The following is a 15,376-nucleotide window of genomic DNA, read 5'->3' on the forward strand; positions in this document are numbered from 1 at the left end:
GCGCTCCTCCACGGCATTCCAGGTCGCCCGCCACGATTGGATGGTGGCGGGACAACGGAAGGAAAAGCACTATGATCCAGAAAAATTGGCAGGAACTGATCAAGCCGAACAAGATCGAGTTCTCGTCGAAGAAGAAGACGCTGACCACGCTGGTCGCCGAGCCGCTCGAGCGCGGCTTCGGCCTCACCCTCGGCAACGCGCTGCGCCGCGTGCTTCTTTCTTCGCTGCGTGGCGCGGCTGTGACCGCCGTGCAGATCGACGGCGTTCTGCATGAATTCTCGTCCATCGCCGGCGTGCGCGAGGACGTGACCGACATCGTCTTGAACATCAAGGAAATCGCCATCCGCATGGAAGGCGATGGCCCCAAGCGCATGGTCGTGCGCAAGCAGGGACCAGGCGCCGTTCTCGCCGGCGACATCCAGACGGTCGGCGACGTCGAGATCCTCAATCCAGACCACGTTATCTGCACGCTGGACGAGGGCGCTGAAATCCGCATGGAGTTCACCGTCGATACCGGCAAGGGCTACGTGCCGGCCGACCGCAATCGCGCCGAAGACGCGCCGATCGGGCTGATCCCGGTCGACAGCCTGTATTCGCCGGTCAAGAAGGTCTCCTACAAGGTCGAGAACACCCGCGAGGGCCAGGTTCTCGACTATGACAAGCTGACCATGACCATCGAGACCGACGGTTCGATCTCGGGTGAGGACGCGGTGGCCTTCGCCGCTCGCATCCTGCAGGACCAGCTCGGCCTGTTCGTCAATTTCGACGAGCCGCAGAAGGAAGTCGCCGCCGAACAGGTTACCGAGCTTGCCTTCAACCCGGCCCTGCTCAAGAAGGTCGACGAGCTCGAGCTTTCGGTGCGTTCTGCCAACTGCCTGAAGAACGACAACATCGTCTATATCGGCGACCTGATCCAGAAGACCGAAGCCGAGATGCTGCGCACCCCGAACTTCGGCCGCAAGTCGCTGAACGAGATCAAGGAAGTCCTGGCGGCGATGGGCCTGCATCTCGGCATGGAAGTGCCGGACTGGCCGCCGGAAAACATCGAAGACCTCGCCAAGCGTTACGAAGATCAATACTGAGGCTCAGGCCTCTTGAACCCGCAATGAAGGAGAAGAGCCATGCGCCACGGATTTAAAGGCCGCCGGTTCGCCCGCAGCATAAGCCATCGCAAGTCGATGTTTGCCAACCTTGCCGTGTCGCTTATCGAGCACGAGCAGATCCTCACCACGCTGCCGAAGGCGAAAGATCTGCGTCCGATCGTCGAGAAGCTGGTGACGCTCGGCAAGCGCGGCGACCTGCACGCCCGCCGCCAAGTGATTGCCCAGATCGGCAATGAGGGCGTCGTCAAGCGTCTGTTCGACACAATCGCGCCACGTTACGCCACTCGCAATGGCGGCTATCTGCGCATCATGAAGGCCGGCTTCCGTCACGGTGACAATGCCGCAATGGCCGTCATCGAATTCGTCGACCGCGACACCTCGGCCAAAGGCGCCGGCGACCGCGCCCGCATCGAGGCCGAAGGCACCGAAGAGGAAGCCGCAGCCGCATAAGCTTCGGTTTTTCTGAGAAGTTCAAAGGGGCCTGCGGGCCCCTTTTTCTGTTTCCGAAGCTGCCGGGCAGGGCTTGCAGGGGTTTTGTCACCGGTTTTTGCGGCGACTATCCAAAATAATCGGATTTCAGCGGCTTAGCCTTTCATTTTGCACAATCGTCAGGACAATGGCGCCCGACTTGGAGGATTCGGAATGCGCGTTAAACGGCTGTCCCTTGTTCTGATCTGCGCCTTGATGGCGCTGGCCGTCGTGCCGGCGGCCAGGCACGCGCTGGCGGAGGAGACCAAGCCAGATCCCGGTCTGTCCGACGTGCTGACCGATCTGCTGCATGGCGTCGAAGGCGAAAACGCCACCTCCGGCCCCGACAAGCGCGTGCCGTTCGGCCGCGAGGAGGTGCAGCTGTCCTTCGCGCCGCTGGTCAAGCAGACGGCCCCGGCCGTGGTCAATGTCTACGCCTCGCAAACCGCCAAGGTGACGTCGCCCTTCGACGGCGATCCGTTCTTCGAGGAGTTCTTCGGCCGCTCGCAGCCGCGCGCGCAGTCTTCGCTCGGTTCGGGGGTGCTGGTCGATCCGACCGGCGTCGTGGTCACCAATTTCCACGTCGTCAAGGACGCCGACCAGGTCAAGGTCGCGACCGCCGACGGGCGCGAATTCGACAGCAAGGTGCTGCTCAAGGATGAGACGCTCGACCTCGCCGTGCTCAAGATTTCTTCCGACAAGCCGTTCCCGGTGATCGCCATTGGCGATTCCGACGCGCTCGAGGTCGGCGACCTGGTGCTGGCGATCGGCAATCCGTTCGGTGTCGGCCAGACCACCACCAGCGGCATCATTTCGGCTGTGGCGCGCAGCCATATCGGCGTCTCCGATTCCAGCTTCTTCATCCAGACCGACGCCGCCATCAACCCGGGCAATTCCGGTGGCGCGCTGGTCAACATGGGTGGTCAACTGATCGGCATCAACACTGCGATCTATAGCCGTAGCGGCGGCTCGATCGGTATCGGCTTTGCCATCCCTTCGAACATGGTTCGCGCCTTCGCCGATGCGGCCAAGGCCGGGCTCGACTTCTTCGAGCGGCCGTATGTCGGTGCCGAGTTCGAGGCGGTGACGCCGCAGATTGCCGAATCGCTCGGCATGGACAAACCGGCCGGCTCGCTGGTTTCTTCGGTCGAAGAGGCAGGACCCGCTGCCAAGGCAGGGCTCAAGCCTGGTGACGTGGTGCTGTCGCTCAACGGCAAGCCGGTCGAGAGCGTCGGGGCGCTGGACTACCGGATGGCGACGCTGTCGATCGGTACGAATGCCAGCTTCGGCGTTCTAAGCAAGGGTCAGCAGGCGACGATGGACATCGCGCTGGAACGGCCGCCTGAGGGCGCCAAAGCTGCGGAGCTCACATTGCGCGGCCGTAGCCCGTTTTCCGGTGCCAGGGTTGCCGAACTATCGCCACGGCTTGCCCAGCGGCTTGGTCTGCGCACCGATGTCAAAGGCGTCACCGTCGTCGATATCAACCGCGATTCGCCCGCTGCCGATTTTGGTTTCCAGCCGGGCGACATCGTGCGTGAGGTCAATGGCCTGACGATCGACAAGGCGGCGACCCTGGAACAGATAGCCCAGCAGGATACACGCTGGTGGCGCTTTACCGTCGAGCGCGGCGGGCAGATACTGCGCCAGGTGTTGCGTTACTAAGCCCGACGTCAGCATGGTCGGGCTCCAGGCAGAAGAAGTTGCATGGCCGATCTGTTCAGTGTCGATGAACCGGAAAAGACGCCGCCCGGCAGGCCGCTGGCCGACCGTCTGCGCCCGAAGAACCTCGGCGAGGTCGTCGGCCAGGAGCATCTGACCGGTCCCGACGGCGCGCTGACGCGGCTGATCGGCTCCGGCTCGCTCGGCTCGATGATCTTCTGGGGCCCGCCCGGCACCGGCAAGACCACGGTCGCACGGCTGCTTGCCGGCGAGACAAGCCTCGCTTTCGAACAGATCTCGGCCGTGTTTTCCGGCGTTGCCGACCTGAAGAAAGTGTTCGAGGCAGCGAAGCTGCGCCGCTCCAACGGCCGCCAGACACTGCTGTTCGTCGACGAGATCCATCGCTTCAACCGCGCCCAGCAGGACAGTTTTCTGCCCGTGATGGAAGACGGCACCGTCGTGCTGGTCGGCGCCACCACGGAGAACCCGTCCTTCGAGCTTAACGCCGCGCTGTTGTCGCGCGCACGCGTCCTGGTCTTTCACTCGCTCGGCGAGGACAGCATCGCCAAGCTCCTGGCGCGGGCCGAGGAGGCAGAGGGCAGGGCGCTGCCGCTCGATGACGAGGCGCGGGCGATGCTCATCCGCATGAGCGACGGCGACGGCCGCGCGGCGCTGACACTGGCCGAAGAGGTCTGGCGTGCCGCCAAATCAGGTGAAGTGTTTGGCGCCGAGGCCTTACAGCGCATCGTCCAGCGCCGCGCGCCGATCTACGACAAGGGCCAGGACGGCCATTACAATTTGATCTCCGCCTTGCACAAATCGGTGCGCGGCTCCGACCCCGACGCGGCACTCTACTATCTGGCCCGCATGTTCGACGCCGGCGAGGATCCGCTCTATCTCGGGCGCCGGTTGGTGCGCATGGCGATGGAGGATATCGGGCTGGCCGACCCGCAGGCACTCGTCGTCGCCAACGCCGCCAAGGACGCCTACGACTATCTGGGCTCGCCCGAGGGCGAACTGGCCTTCGCCGAGGCTACCGTCTATCTCGCTACCGCGCAGAAATCCAATGCAGTCTATACCGCATTCAAGGCCGCCACACAGGCGGCCAAGGAATTCGGTTCGCTGCTGCCGCCCAAGCACATTCTCAATGCGCCGACCAAGCTGATGAAACAGGAAGATTACGGCGCCGGCTATCGCTACGACCACGACGAGCCCGACGCTTTTTCCGGCCAGGACTATTTTCCTGAGAAGATGGGAAGGCAGACATTCTACGATCCGCCCGAGCGCGGCTTCGAGCGCGATATCAGGAAGCGGCTGGACTATTGGGCGAAGCTGCGCAGCGAGCGGGAAAAGTAGCTGCCAGTCGCACACTGGTGTGATCGGCGTTGTCTGGTGGGATAAAAAACCCTATCAAGATGCGCCTTCGGCCGGCGGCAGGCCAGAAACGTACCGACGATATTCAGAACGGAATCGCGCCTGGCGCGTGGAAAAATGACAAAAAAATCCCGCAAAACCCTTCGGAAGTTCGCCATAGCCATTCCGCTGCTGGCGCTCGGCTTCTATGTCATTCCCATTCTGACGACGATTTTCATCGTCCTCGGCCTGATCGACGTGTTGCGCAACGACAACAAGAATTGGGCGCTGTTCAGTGGTTATTTCCTGGGCAACGGCATCTTCACCTGGCTGCTTTCGCCCTTCAATCTGCTGGTGGATCTGCTGTGCTATAGAAACCGCGGTGTCTGGAAATTGGACCAGTTTCCTCCGGACTACCAGCGCGAGGTCAACGAGGTCCTGGATGTCTTCAAGGCACGCAAGGACGAGATCATCGCCGACATCGACGCCAATTTCGGCAGCGGCCGGCGCGGCATGTATGTCTATCAGTGGTATGGCAAGCACAAAATAGACAACGTCGCCGAATTCAACAAGGATTTCAAATACATCAAGACGATTGCCGTCTCTGTGTTCAGCGGCAGGGAATCGACTTCCTGGCACTTTGGCCCGCTCCGGCTCAGCCTGCGCATTCTCTACAACCTCATCCCGGTGAAATCGGAAGTGTTCGTCCAGTGTGGCAACGCCAAGAATTACTGGCACGAGAACCCGCTGTTCATCTTCGACGACACGCTGCTTCATCGCTCGGTCAACGAGTATGACGGGCGCCGCTACTGCGTGTTCATGGACATCATTCGCCCATCGCCGTTTCCCGGTCTGATCTCGACGCTCCTCGCCATTGTTTCGGTCAGCGTCGAGCGCATCAATGCCATGTTCTACAAGAACTGGAAGATGATCGCCTCCAGCAAGCCGAAGAAGGTCGGAGCTGCCTGACACCGTAGCGTAACTGGCGCGAGGGAGCACGATGTATCATCTGTTGCTTGTCTGTCTTGGTGGCGCGATCGGTGCAATGGCCCGCTTCTTCCTGTCCGGCTTCGTCGCCCGCCGGGTCGGCGAGACCTTTCCTTGGGGCACGATGGTCGTCAATGTGTCGGGGGCGTTTGCAATCGGCGTCGTTGCGCATGCCGTGGCGCGCGACGGCATGCCTGCCCTTTGGGCCTTTGTCGTCACCGGCGGCCTCGGCTGCTACACCACGGTCTCTTCATTCAGCCTGCAGACGCTGGCGCTGGCGCGTGAGGGCGAATGGCTGCGCGCCGGCGGAAATGTGCTGCTTTCGGTTTTCCTGAGCCTCGGCGGCGTGACGCTGGGCTTTGCCGCGGGAAGTCTTCTGATTGGCAGCGGGGCGCCATGAGCGGCCCGCAGAAGCTCCGCTCCGACGGGATGGCGGGGCGTGCGGCGCGCCTCATTGGCTCGCGCCGAACGAGCCAAACGGTTCGTATCTATGCGACCGTGACCGCTGGCAGCATGATCGGCGGCGTGCTGCGGGCGCTCGCCTCATTGGCGAGCACCGCCTGGTGGGGCACTGGATTTCCCTTCGGCACGCTCCTCGTCAACATTGTCGGCTCATTCCTCATCGGCTTCTATGCGACATTGACGGGACCGGATGGTCGCGTCTTCGCCAGTCCGCTGCAGCGCCAGTTCTTCATGGCCGGCTTCTGCGGTGGCCTGACGACCTTCTCCGCTTTCAGCCTTGAAACACTCACCCTCGCGCAAAGCGGGAAGCTTGTGGCGGCGGCACTCAATATCGCGATCTCCGTGGTGGCCTGGCTTGCCGCCGTCTGGCTTGGCCACATCTTTGCAGTGCGCCTCAACCAGCTGAGAGGATCCAGGCAATGAAGATACCACCACAGGCACAATTGCTGCGCATATTTATCGGCGAAAACGACAGGGCAGATGGCCGTCCGCTGTATGAGGTCATCGTGCTGAAGGCCCGCGAAATGCAGATTGCCGGCGCGACCGTCCTGCGCGGGGCGATGGGATTTGGCCATTCCAGCCGACTTCACACCACGAAGATCCTCCGTCTCTCGGAGGACCTTCCCCTTGTCATCGAGATCGTCGACGACGAGGAAAAATTGGCCGCTTTTCTGCCCGTGCTTGAAACAATCATGACAAGTGGCTTGATCACGCTGGAGAAAGTTCAGGTTCTGCAATATGGAACCGACAACGAATAACCGAGTGAGATTGCGGGTGCCGGCGAATGCCGTTGCATGTTCGCAAAACGGCGATTGGAATCATGGCAGGCGTTGAACAGATCACAGTGGATACCGGTGAGGCGGGCATGCGGCTCGACCGCTGGTTCAAGACCCATTTCCCCGGTCTCGGTTTCGGTCATCTGCAGAAGCTGCTGCGTTCCGGCCAGATCCGCGTCGACGGCGGCAGGGTGAAGGCCGATACACGCGTCGAAGCCGGCCAGACGGTGCGTGTGCCGCCGCTCGAAGTGGACAAGAAAGGCGAAAGCCCGCTCACCGGCCATTCGATACGCAACCAGGGCGATGCCGATGTCTTGGCCAAGATGCTGATCCATGAGGACCCGAAGGTCTTCGTCTTCAACAAGCCGGCCGGCCTGGCGGTGCAAGGCGGCTCCGGGGTCACCCGCAATGTCGACGACATGCTGGAAGCCTGGCGCAACCAGAAGGGCGAGAAGCCGCGTCTGGTGCACCGGCTCGACCGCGACACGTCGGGTGTTCTGGTTGTCGCCCGTACAAGGCTCGCCGCCATGAAGCTCGCCGAAGCGTTCCGGGCGCGTGAGACGAAGAAAACCTACTGGGCGCTGGTCAAGGGTGTGCCGCCGAAGCGCGAGGACAAGATCTCGACCTGGTTGATCAAGGAACCGACGCCCGACGGCGATCGCGTGCGCATCGCCAAGCATGGCGAAAAGGGTGCCGACCACGCCGTGTCCTACTACCGTGTCATCGAGCAGGCTGCACAGACGATGACCTGGCTGGAGATGGAGCCGTATACCGGCCGCACCCACCAGCTTCGTGTCCATGCCGCGCATATCGGCTGCCCGATCATCGGCGACCCCAAATATTTCGAGGCCGACACCAATTGGGATTTTCCCGGCGGCATGCAGAACCGCCTGCATCTGCACGCCCGCCGCATCGTCATCCCGCATCCCGATAAGGGGTTTGTCGACGTCACCGCGCCGATGCCGCCGCACATGCGCCAGAGCTGGAACCTGATCGGCTTCGACGACGCAAGCGCGGAGGACTAGGGCCGGTGGGCGTCGCCACAGATACGCTCGACCGCCGTGACGCGGTCGATCTGGCGGCCGCCGCCATCATGGTCGGGCTGACCTTTTCCTGGGGCCTGAACTACGTCGCCGCCAAGATCTCCTATGCCGGCTACGATCCCGTTTTCCTATCGATCGCCCGCTCGGTGATCGGCGGCCTGTGTGTTTTCGGCTGGTGCCGCTGGCGCGGCATCGCGCTGTTCACGCCCGACAAGACTCTCGTCGCCGGCATTCTGGCAGGCGCGCTTTTCGGTCTCGAGTTCCTGTTTCTGTATGTCGGGCTCGAGCACACCACCGTCGTGCGCAACACCTTGCTGGTCAACACCATGCCGTTCTGGATGCTGGTCGGCGGCCATTTCCTGCTGGACGAAAGCATCACGGCACGCAAGCTCGTTGGGCTTCTGCTCGCTTTCGCCGGGCTGGTCGCGGTGTTTTCCGACAAACTGAGCGCTAATGGTGGCGAGACGTTGAGCGGCGACCTGCTCAGTCTCGGCGCCGGCATTCTGTGGGCCGTGACCAACATTGTCATCAAGCGGTCGAAACTGGTGGAGGCCAGCGCCGAAAAGCTGCTGCTCTATCAGCTGGCCGGTGCCGCCGCCGTCGGCATTTTGGTGATGCCCTTTGCCGGGCCGCCCGTCCGCAGCTTTACCCTTCTGCCGACCTTGGCGCTGTTGTTCCAGGCCGTCTACGTTGTCGCCTTCACCTATGTGCTGTGGTTCTGGCTGCTGCGGCGCTACCCTGCATCTGGCCTGTCGAGCTTCACCTTCCTGTCGCCGGTCTTCGGCGTGCTTTGCGGCGCCGTGTTCTTGAACGAGCCGTTGACCGTTCGTATCTTTCTGGCACTCGGCCTGATCGCCGCCGGTCTTATCATCGTCAACCGGCCGGCCCGAAAACAAAGCCCCGGATGAGCATGCGCGATATTTTGAACGACCTCGAAGCTGGAAAGCAGCTCTCCGATCCGGATCCGGTGCGTCGCGCCCAGATCCAGATGAAGACGCCGCTGCCAAAACGCTTCTACAAGACCGTCGCGGTGGCACCGGTCGAGGATGGTTTTGCCGTCCATCTCGATGGCAAGCCCGTCCGCACGCCCGCCAAGGCGCTGCTGGCGCTGCCGACCGAAAAGGCGGCTGCTCTTATTGCGGACGAATTCGCCGCACAGGAGGAGACCATCGACCCGGTAACGATGCCGTTGATGCGTCTGGTCAATACGGCAATCGATGGGGTCGCCAGTGATCCCCAGGCGGTGCTGGAGGACATCCTGCGTTTCGCCTCATCAGATATGCTCTGCTACCGCGCCGATGCACCACAGGGGTTGGTCGACCGGCAGAACGAGCATTGGGATCCGGTCATCGACTGGGCGCGCAGCGCGCTCGGCGCCCGGTTCCAGCTCGCCGAAGGCGTGATCCACGTCGAGCAGCCGCGCGAGAGTATCGCGCTGCTTGGCCAGCATCTAGCCCAACGTGCCGATCCGCTGCGCCTTGCTGCCATCCACGTCATGACCTCGCTGACCGGATCGGCGCTGCTGGCGCTGGCCGTCGATTTCGGCGAGCTCGACGGCGAGGTGGCCTGGGCTGCCGGCCATGTCGACGAGGACTGGCAGGCCGAGCAATGGGGCCATGATGCCGAGGCCGTCGCCCGCCGCGCCGCCCGCAAGCGCGACATGATGGCGGCAGTCAGCCTGCTCGAAGCGCTCAAAGGCTGACGGCACCGCCCGCTATTTCGCACTGCACATTAGACCAAAGTCATAATCCCAAAGGCGGTCTGCCTCTGGGCACTGCTTTCTGTCATTTTTTGCACCGGTGGCTGCACTGAGTCTGCGTTCCGAGGAAACGCGGACGATGACGCGCAGCATCGAGGACCGACGGAATCACACGGGAGGATACACTCATGGCAATGGCATCGACCGCCGGCAAAACAAGCCGCGGCATGACGCGCGAGGAGAAGAAGGTCATCTTCGCCTCCTCGCTCGGCACCGTTTTCGAATGGTATGATTTTTATCTCTACGGCTCGTTGGCAGTGTTCATTGGTTCGACTTTTTTCAGCCCAACCATCCCGGAAGCTACGCGCAATATCTTCGCGCTGCTGGCTTTCGCCGCTGGCTTCCTCGTGCGTCCGTTCGGCGCATTGCTGTTCGGCCGCATCGGCGATCTTGTCGGCCGTAAATACACTTTCCTTGTCACGATGACGATCATGGGCCTGTCGACCTTCCTGGTCGGCTTGCTGCCTGGCTATGCGACTTTGGGCATTGCCGCTCCCGTGATCCTGATCATCTTGCGCATGTTGCAAGGCCTGGCGCTCGGTGGCGAGTATGGCGGTGCCGCGACCTATGTCGCCGAGCACGCACCCGACGATCGCCGCGGCTACTACACGTCGTGGATACAGACGACGGCAACGCTCGGCCTGTTCCTGTCGCTGGTCGTCATCCTGATCGTCCAGGGGTCGATGGCCAAGGAAACCTACGCCGCGTGGGGTTGGCGCATTCCTTTCATCGTTTCCTTTCTGCTCCTCGGGATTTCGATATGGATCCGGCTGTCGCTTTCTGAATCGCCGACCTTCCAGCGCATGAAGGACGAAGGCAAAGGCTCCAAGGCGCCATTGACGGAAGCCTTCGGCCAATGGAAGAACGCAAAGATTGCGCTGCTGGCACTGCTCGGCCTCACAGCCGGCCAGGCCGTGGTCTGGTACAATGGCCAGTTCTACGCGCTGTTCTTCCTAACCAACGTGCTCAAGGTCGACGCGCAGTCGGTCAACATCATGATCGCAATCGCGCTGGCGGTCGGCTCCATCTTTTTCGTCGTGTTCGGCTGGCTCTCCGACAAGATCGGTCGCAAGCCGATCATCATGGCCGGCCTTGCACTGGCGATCGTCTGCACTTTCCCGTTGTTCAAGGCGCTGACCTGGGCAGCCAACCCGGCGCTCGCCACCGCGCAGCAAAACACGCGCGCGACGGTCACCGCGGCACCGGGCGACTGCAAGTTCCAGTTCAATCCGGTGGGCACGGCGAAGTTCACGACGTCCTGCGATATCGCCACCTCGTTCTTGACCAAGAACTCAGTGCCTTATGACGTGGTAACGACGGCAGCCCCCGGCACTGCAGCGTCGGTCAAAATCGGCAACGAGACAGTTGAGTCGTACGACGCGACTGCGGCCGGCGATCAAGCCAAGGCTAAGGACGCCGTTTTCGCCAAAGCGGTAAACACAGCGCTTCGGGACGGCGGCTATCCGCTGAAGCGGGCAGCGGCCAAGGTGCCGGACCAGAAGCTTGAGGCCTTCATTGCGGCCAATCCCGAGCTGAAGCTCGATACGGCCGCGATCCGCTCCGGCGACAAGGCGACGGTCCCGACCGACCAGGCGATCAAGGACAAGCTGCTGACTGCCGATGAGGCTGCGGGAGCCCCCGAGGTCACTGTCTACACCATACCGGGCGGCGGTCCCTTTGCCATGTTTGCCGACCCGGCCGCGGTCAACTGGCCGATGACGATCGCCGTCCTGTTCGTCCTCGTGATCTTCGTCACGATGGTGTACGGGCCGATCGCCGCGATCCTGGTCGAGATGTTTCCGACCCGCATCCGCTACACCGGAATGTCGCTGCCCTACCATATCGGCAATGGCTGGTTCGGCGGGCTGCTGCCGGCGACGGTGTTCGCGCTCAGCGCCTACAAGGGCGACATCTACTACGGTCTCTGGTACCCGGTGGTGATCGCGGCGATGTCGCTGGTCATCGGCATGATCTTCATCAGGGATACCCTCGGAACAGACCTGCATACCAAGCAATAGCCGACCTGTCCCGATTCAAAGCAAAGCCCGGCGCGAGCGATCGCGCCGGGCTTTGCGATTCATCGGAGGGAGACGAGAGATGGGGAGGCTCAGCTCTTCCGATCGTTTTTCGCTTCTTCGATCGCTGCCTCATGATACCAGGCACTTCCGAAATCCGTTCGGTTGCGCAAAGAAGCAAGCTCTGCTGCGAACTTAGCCTTTCCGCTTAAATTTGAGGCAGAAGCGCGCGCTGCCACCGGGAACATCAGGATTTTGGCCGACTGAGGAGTGGAAGTGATTTCCATTGTCGGTTTCCTTTCTTCGGCACAACCTTGCCGATTCAACCTTTCCCCAAGATAGGTTTCGCAATCGAATTAGGCAACATGATTATAAAAAGATCAGTAGCTGCACAATATTTATGCAAACTATGCTTGTGAGCGATCCGATCGCACAATTACGACGGCTCAGCAATTTTGCGCCGACACTACATCGCTTTTGCCGCACCCGTCGCCAGCCAAATGGCACACGAATTGCATTTTAACAGTCGGCAGGTCGGCTGCTGGATAGGCCGGCTCGCCCCGGCGCCATCCAGGGTTCGGTGATCAAGCAACGAGAGGCTAGAATGACGAAATACAAGCTCGAGTACATTTGGCTCGATGGATACACCCCGGTTCCCAATCTTCGCGGAAAGACGCAGGTCAAGGACTATGCCGAGTTTCCGACGCTCGACCAGCTTCCGCTGTGGGGCTTCGACGGTTCTTCGACCATGCAGGCCGAGGGCCACAGCTCCGACTGCGTTTTGAAGCCGGTCGCCGTCTATCCGGATCCCGCCCGCACCAATGGCGCGCTCGTCATGTGCGAGGTCATGATGCCGGACGGCGTGACGCCGCATGCATCCAACAAGCGCGCCACCATCCTCGACGACGAGGGTGCCTGGTTTGGCTTCGAGCAGGAGTATTTCTTCTACAAGGACGGCCGCCCGCTCGGCTTCCCCGAGAGTGGCTATCCGGCGCCGCAAGGCCCGTACTACACCGGCGTCGGCTACAGCAATGTCGGCTCCGTCGCCAGGCAGATCGTCGAGGAGCATCTCGACCTTTGCCTCGCCGCCGGCATCAACCATGAAGGCATCAACGCCGAAGTGGCCAAAGGCCAGTGGGAATTCCAGATTTTCGGCAAGGGCTCCAAGAAGGCCGCCGACCAGATGTGGATGGCACGCTATCTGATGCAGCGCCTGACCGAGAAATACGGCATCGACATCGAATATCACTGCAAGCCGCTCGGCGATACCGACTGGAACGGCTCCGGCATGCATGCCAACTTCTCGACCGCCTATATGCGAGAAGTCGGCGGCAAGGCGTATTTCGAAGCGCTGATGGCGGCTTTCGACAAGAACCTGATGGATCACATCGCCGTCTACGGTCCGGACAACGACAAGCGTTTGACCGGCAAGCACGAGACCGCGCCGTGGAACAGGTTCAGCTACGGCATCGCCGACCGCGGCGCCTCGATCCGTGTGCCGCACTCCTTCATCAACAACGGCTACAAGGGCTATCTCGAGGATCGCCGTCCGAACTCGCAGGGCGACCCCTACCAGATTGCCTCGCAGATATTGAAGACGATCGCCTCCGTCCCGACCAGCGCCGAGGTTTCGGCCGCGGCTTGAACATTCGTCCCGGCGTAGACCTCAGGTCTGCGCCGTGACGTTCTCTCCGATCGCATCGCAATAAAAAAAACCCCGGCGTCTCCGCCGGGGTTTTTTTGTTGGCTGCAACGATCCAGATCAGACCGAATAGTACATATCGTATTCGACCGGATGCGGGGTCATTTCGAAGCGCATCACCTCGGCCATCTTAAGCTCGATGTAGCTGTCGATCTGGTCGTCGTCGAAGACGCCGCCGGCCTTCAGGAAGCCGCGGTCCTTGTCGAGGCTCTGCAGGGCTTCGCGCAGCGAGCCGCAGACGGTCGGGATCTTCTTCAATTCCTTCGGCGGAAGGTCGTAGAGATCCTTGTCCATCGGCTGTCCCGGGTGGATCTTGTTCTTGATGCCGTCGAGGCCGGCCATCAGCATGGCGGCGAAGGCAAGATAGGGGTTCGCGCCCGGATCGGGGAAGCGGACCTCGACGCGCTTGGCCTTCGGCGACGAGCCGAACGGAATACGGCACGAGGCCGAGCGGTTGCGTGCCGAATAGGCGAGCAGCACCGGCGCTTCATAGCCGGGTACCAGGCGCTTGTAGGAGTTGGTCAGCGGGTTGGTGAAGGCGTTGATCGCCTTGGCATGCTTGATGATACCACCGATGTAGAACAGGCAGCTCTCGGACAGGCCGGCATATTCGTTGCCGGCGAAGGTCGGCTTGCCTTCCTTCCAGATCGACTGGTGGACGTGCATGCCAGAGCCATTGTCGCCGAATACCGGCTTCGGCATGAAAGTGGCCGTCTTGCCATACGCATTGGCGACCTGGTGCACGACGTATTTGTAGATCAGCATCTTGTCGGCGTTGCGGACCAGCGTGTCGAACTTGATCCCGAGCTCGTGCTGGGCGGCGGCCACTTCATGGTGGTGCTTTTCGACGCGCACGCCCATCTCGGCGAGCACGGTGAGCATTTCCGAGCGCATGTCCTGTGCCGAATCGATCGGCGGCACCGGGAAATAGCCGCCCTTGATGCGCGGCCGGTGGCCGAGGTTACCCGTCTCGTAATCGGTGTCGTCATTGGACGGCAATTCGGTCGAATCCAGCCGGAAGCCGGTATTATAGGGATCGGCCTTGTACTTGACGTCGTCGAACACGAAGAACTCGGCTTCAGGACCGACGAAGATCTGGTCGCCGATGCCTTCCGCCTTCATGTAGGCCTCGGCCTTTTTGGCGGTGCCGCGCGGGTCGCGGTTGTAGGATTCTCCCGAGATCGGGTCGAGGATGTCGCACAGGATGACCATGGTCGACTGAGCGAAGAACGGGTCCATATGCACCGTATCGGGATCGGGCATCAGCACCATGTCGGACTCGTTGATCGCCTTCCAGCCGGCGATCGAGGAACCGTCGAACATGACACCATCGGCAAACATGTCTTCCTCGACCTCGACGACATCCATCGTAACGTGCTGCAGTTTGCCCTTCGGATCGGTGAAGCGCAGATCGACGAACTTCACGTCGTTGTCCTTGATCTGCTTCATGATGTCTTTGGCTGTCGTCATGTCCCTGCTTCCCTATGTGATGACGTTTTGAACATGGCCTTTTAACGGGAAAATTCAGACCGCGTCCATGCCGGTTTCGCCGGTGCGGATGCGCACGACTTCCTCAATGTTGGAGACGAAGATCTTGCCGTCGCCAATGCGACCGGTCTGGGCCGCCTTGCGGATGGCTTCGATCGCGGCTTCGACCGCATCGTCGCCGAGCACGACCTCGATTTTCACCTTCGGCAGGAAGTCGACGACATATTCGGCACCGCGATAAAGCTCGGTATGGCCCTTCTGGCGGCCAAACCCTTTGGCCTCGGTAACGGTGATACCTTGCAGCCCGGCCTCCTGAAGCGCTTCTTTCACTTCGTCTAGCTTGAACGGCTTGATGATCGCTTCGATCTTTTTCATGTAAAAAGTGGCCTCCACTGCCAAAAAAGACGGGTTGTGAGCCCCGCTTGCGCTTCAATCAAGCACGAACTGTGCCAATTGATGGGGCGCCGAGCAGCCTCACATGATTTGGATACCATGCCGCGCAGGAATGTACATTCGCATCATTCGCTGCGTCGGATGCGCCATGAACACCGCGAGCCTACA

16 protein-coding genes are annotated in these 15,376 nt (G+C 61.3%); 13 read left to right on the plus strand and 3 right to left on the minus strand.

The annotated features are described in order from the left end of the window. Positions 1 to 71: 71 nt before the first annotated feature. The 12 genes from NKH37_RS00135 (at position 72) to NKH37_RS00190 (ending at position 11,628) form a co-directional block, all read left to right on the plus strand. Positions 72 to 1,082 (plus strand): DNA-directed RNA polymerase subunit alpha, encoded by a 1,011-nt coding sequence (locus tag NKH37_RS00135; RefSeq protein WP_023675128.1) that lies wholly within the window; start codon positions 72 to 74, stop codon positions 1,080 to 1,082. A gap of 39 nt (positions 1,083 to 1,121) precedes the next feature. Beyond that, positions 1,122 to 1,553, plus strand: coding sequence for a 50S ribosomal protein L17 (gene rplQ / locus NKH37_RS00140; RefSeq protein WP_023675127.1), 432 nt, complete (start codon positions 1,122 to 1,124; stop codon positions 1,551 to 1,553). Between the two features lie 192 nt (positions 1,554 to 1,745). After that, positions 1,746 to 3,233, plus strand: a complete 1,488-nt coding sequence (locus NKH37_RS00145) for a DegQ family serine endoprotease (protein ID WP_023717525.1) — start codon at positions 1,746 to 1,748, stop codon at positions 3,231 to 3,233. A 42-nt stretch (positions 3,234 to 3,275) separates the two neighbouring features. Continuing rightward, positions 3,276 to 4,586 (plus strand): replication-associated recombination protein A, encoded by a 1,311-nt coding sequence (locus tag NKH37_RS00150; RefSeq protein ID WP_353006137.1) that lies wholly within the window; start codon positions 3,276 to 3,278, stop codon positions 4,584 to 4,586. A gap of 135 nt (positions 4,587 to 4,721) precedes the next feature. Further along, complete coding sequence (locus NKH37_RS00155) at positions 4,722 to 5,552, plus strand: aspartyl/asparaginyl beta-hydroxylase domain-containing protein (protein WP_023717527.1); 831 nt, start codon at positions 4,722 to 4,724, stop codon at positions 5,550 to 5,552. Positions 5,553 to 5,583: 31 nt separating this feature from the next. Next, a complete protein-coding gene (gene crcB, locus NKH37_RS00160; RefSeq protein WP_031193553.1) occupies positions 5,584 to 5,970 on the plus strand; it encodes a fluoride efflux transporter CrcB in 387 nt (128 codons plus the stop codon). Between the two features lie 29 nt (positions 5,971 to 5,999). Beyond that, entirely contained in the window at positions 6,000 to 6,455 is a 456-nt protein-coding gene (crcB, locus tag NKH37_RS00165; RefSeq protein ID WP_051409627.1) for a fluoride efflux transporter CrcB, read from the plus strand. Then, positions 6,452 to 6,790: a DUF190 domain-containing protein gene (locus tag NKH37_RS00170; RefSeq protein ID WP_023717530.1), complete on the plus strand. Its 339-nt coding sequence runs from the start codon at positions 6,452 to 6,454 to the stop codon at positions 6,788 to 6,790. The genes crcB (NKH37_RS00165) and NKH37_RS00170 overlap by 4 nt, the downstream gene beginning before the upstream one ends. Before the next feature lie 62 nt (positions 6,791 to 6,852). Further along, positions 6,853 to 7,833, plus strand: a complete 981-nt coding sequence (locus NKH37_RS00175) for an RluA family pseudouridine synthase (protein ID WP_023717531.1) — start codon at positions 6,853 to 6,855, stop codon at positions 7,831 to 7,833. 68 nt (positions 7,834 to 7,901) lie between these two features. Continuing rightward, entirely contained in the window at positions 7,902 to 8,759 is an 858-nt protein-coding gene (locus tag NKH37_RS00180; RefSeq protein ID WP_084642491.1) for a DMT family transporter, read from the plus strand. A 2-nt stretch (positions 8,760 to 8,761) separates the two neighbouring features. Next, the gene (locus NKH37_RS00185) at positions 8,762 to 9,553 is read left to right on the plus strand and encodes an ATP12 family chaperone protein (protein WP_023717533.1); all 792 of its coding nucleotides are present in this window, start codon (positions 8,762 to 8,764) and stop codon (positions 9,551 to 9,553) included. A gap of 185 nt (positions 9,554 to 9,738) precedes the next feature. After that, positions 9,739 to 11,628, plus strand: a complete 1,890-nt coding sequence (locus NKH37_RS00190; RefSeq protein ID WP_352791625.1) for an MFS transporter — start codon at positions 9,739 to 9,741, stop codon at positions 11,626 to 11,628. Positions 11,629 to 11,717: 89 nt separating this feature from the next. On the opposite strand, the gene NKH37_RS00195 is transcribed toward NKH37_RS00190, so the two are convergent. Next, the gene (locus NKH37_RS00195) at positions 11,718 to 11,912 is read right to left on the minus strand and encodes a DUF2735 domain-containing protein (RefSeq protein ID WP_031193555.1); all 195 of its coding nucleotides are present in this window, start codon (positions 11,910 to 11,912) and stop codon (positions 11,718 to 11,720) included. A gap of 317 nt (positions 11,913 to 12,229) precedes the next feature. Between NKH37_RS00195 and NKH37_RS00200 the strand changes: the two genes are divergently transcribed. Beyond that, positions 12,230 to 13,270 carry a glutamine synthetase beta-grasp domain-containing protein gene (locus NKH37_RS00200; protein ID WP_023717535.1) on the plus strand — a complete coding sequence of 347 codons (1,041 nt, stop codon included), beginning with the start codon at positions 12,230 to 12,232 and terminating at the stop codon, positions 13,268 to 13,270. A gap of 117 nt (positions 13,271 to 13,387) precedes the next feature. Here the strand turns inward: NKH37_RS00200 and glnA are convergent, their stop codons facing one another. Continuing rightward, positions 13,388 to 14,797, minus strand: coding sequence for a type I glutamate--ammonia ligase (gene glnA / locus NKH37_RS00205; RefSeq protein WP_023717536.1), 1,410 nt, complete (start codon positions 14,795 to 14,797; stop codon positions 13,388 to 13,390). 54 nt (positions 14,798 to 14,851) lie between these two features. Then, entirely contained in the window at positions 14,852 to 15,190 is a 339-nt protein-coding gene (locus NKH37_RS00210) for a P-II family nitrogen regulator (protein ID WP_019857988.1), read from the minus strand. Positions 15,191 to 15,376 lie beyond the last annotated feature (186 nt).

It is taken from the genome of Mesorhizobium sp. M1217 (assembly GCF_040318275.1).
Taxonomy (GTDB): Bacteria; Pseudomonadota; Alphaproteobacteria; order Rhizobiales; family Rhizobiaceae; genus Mesorhizobium.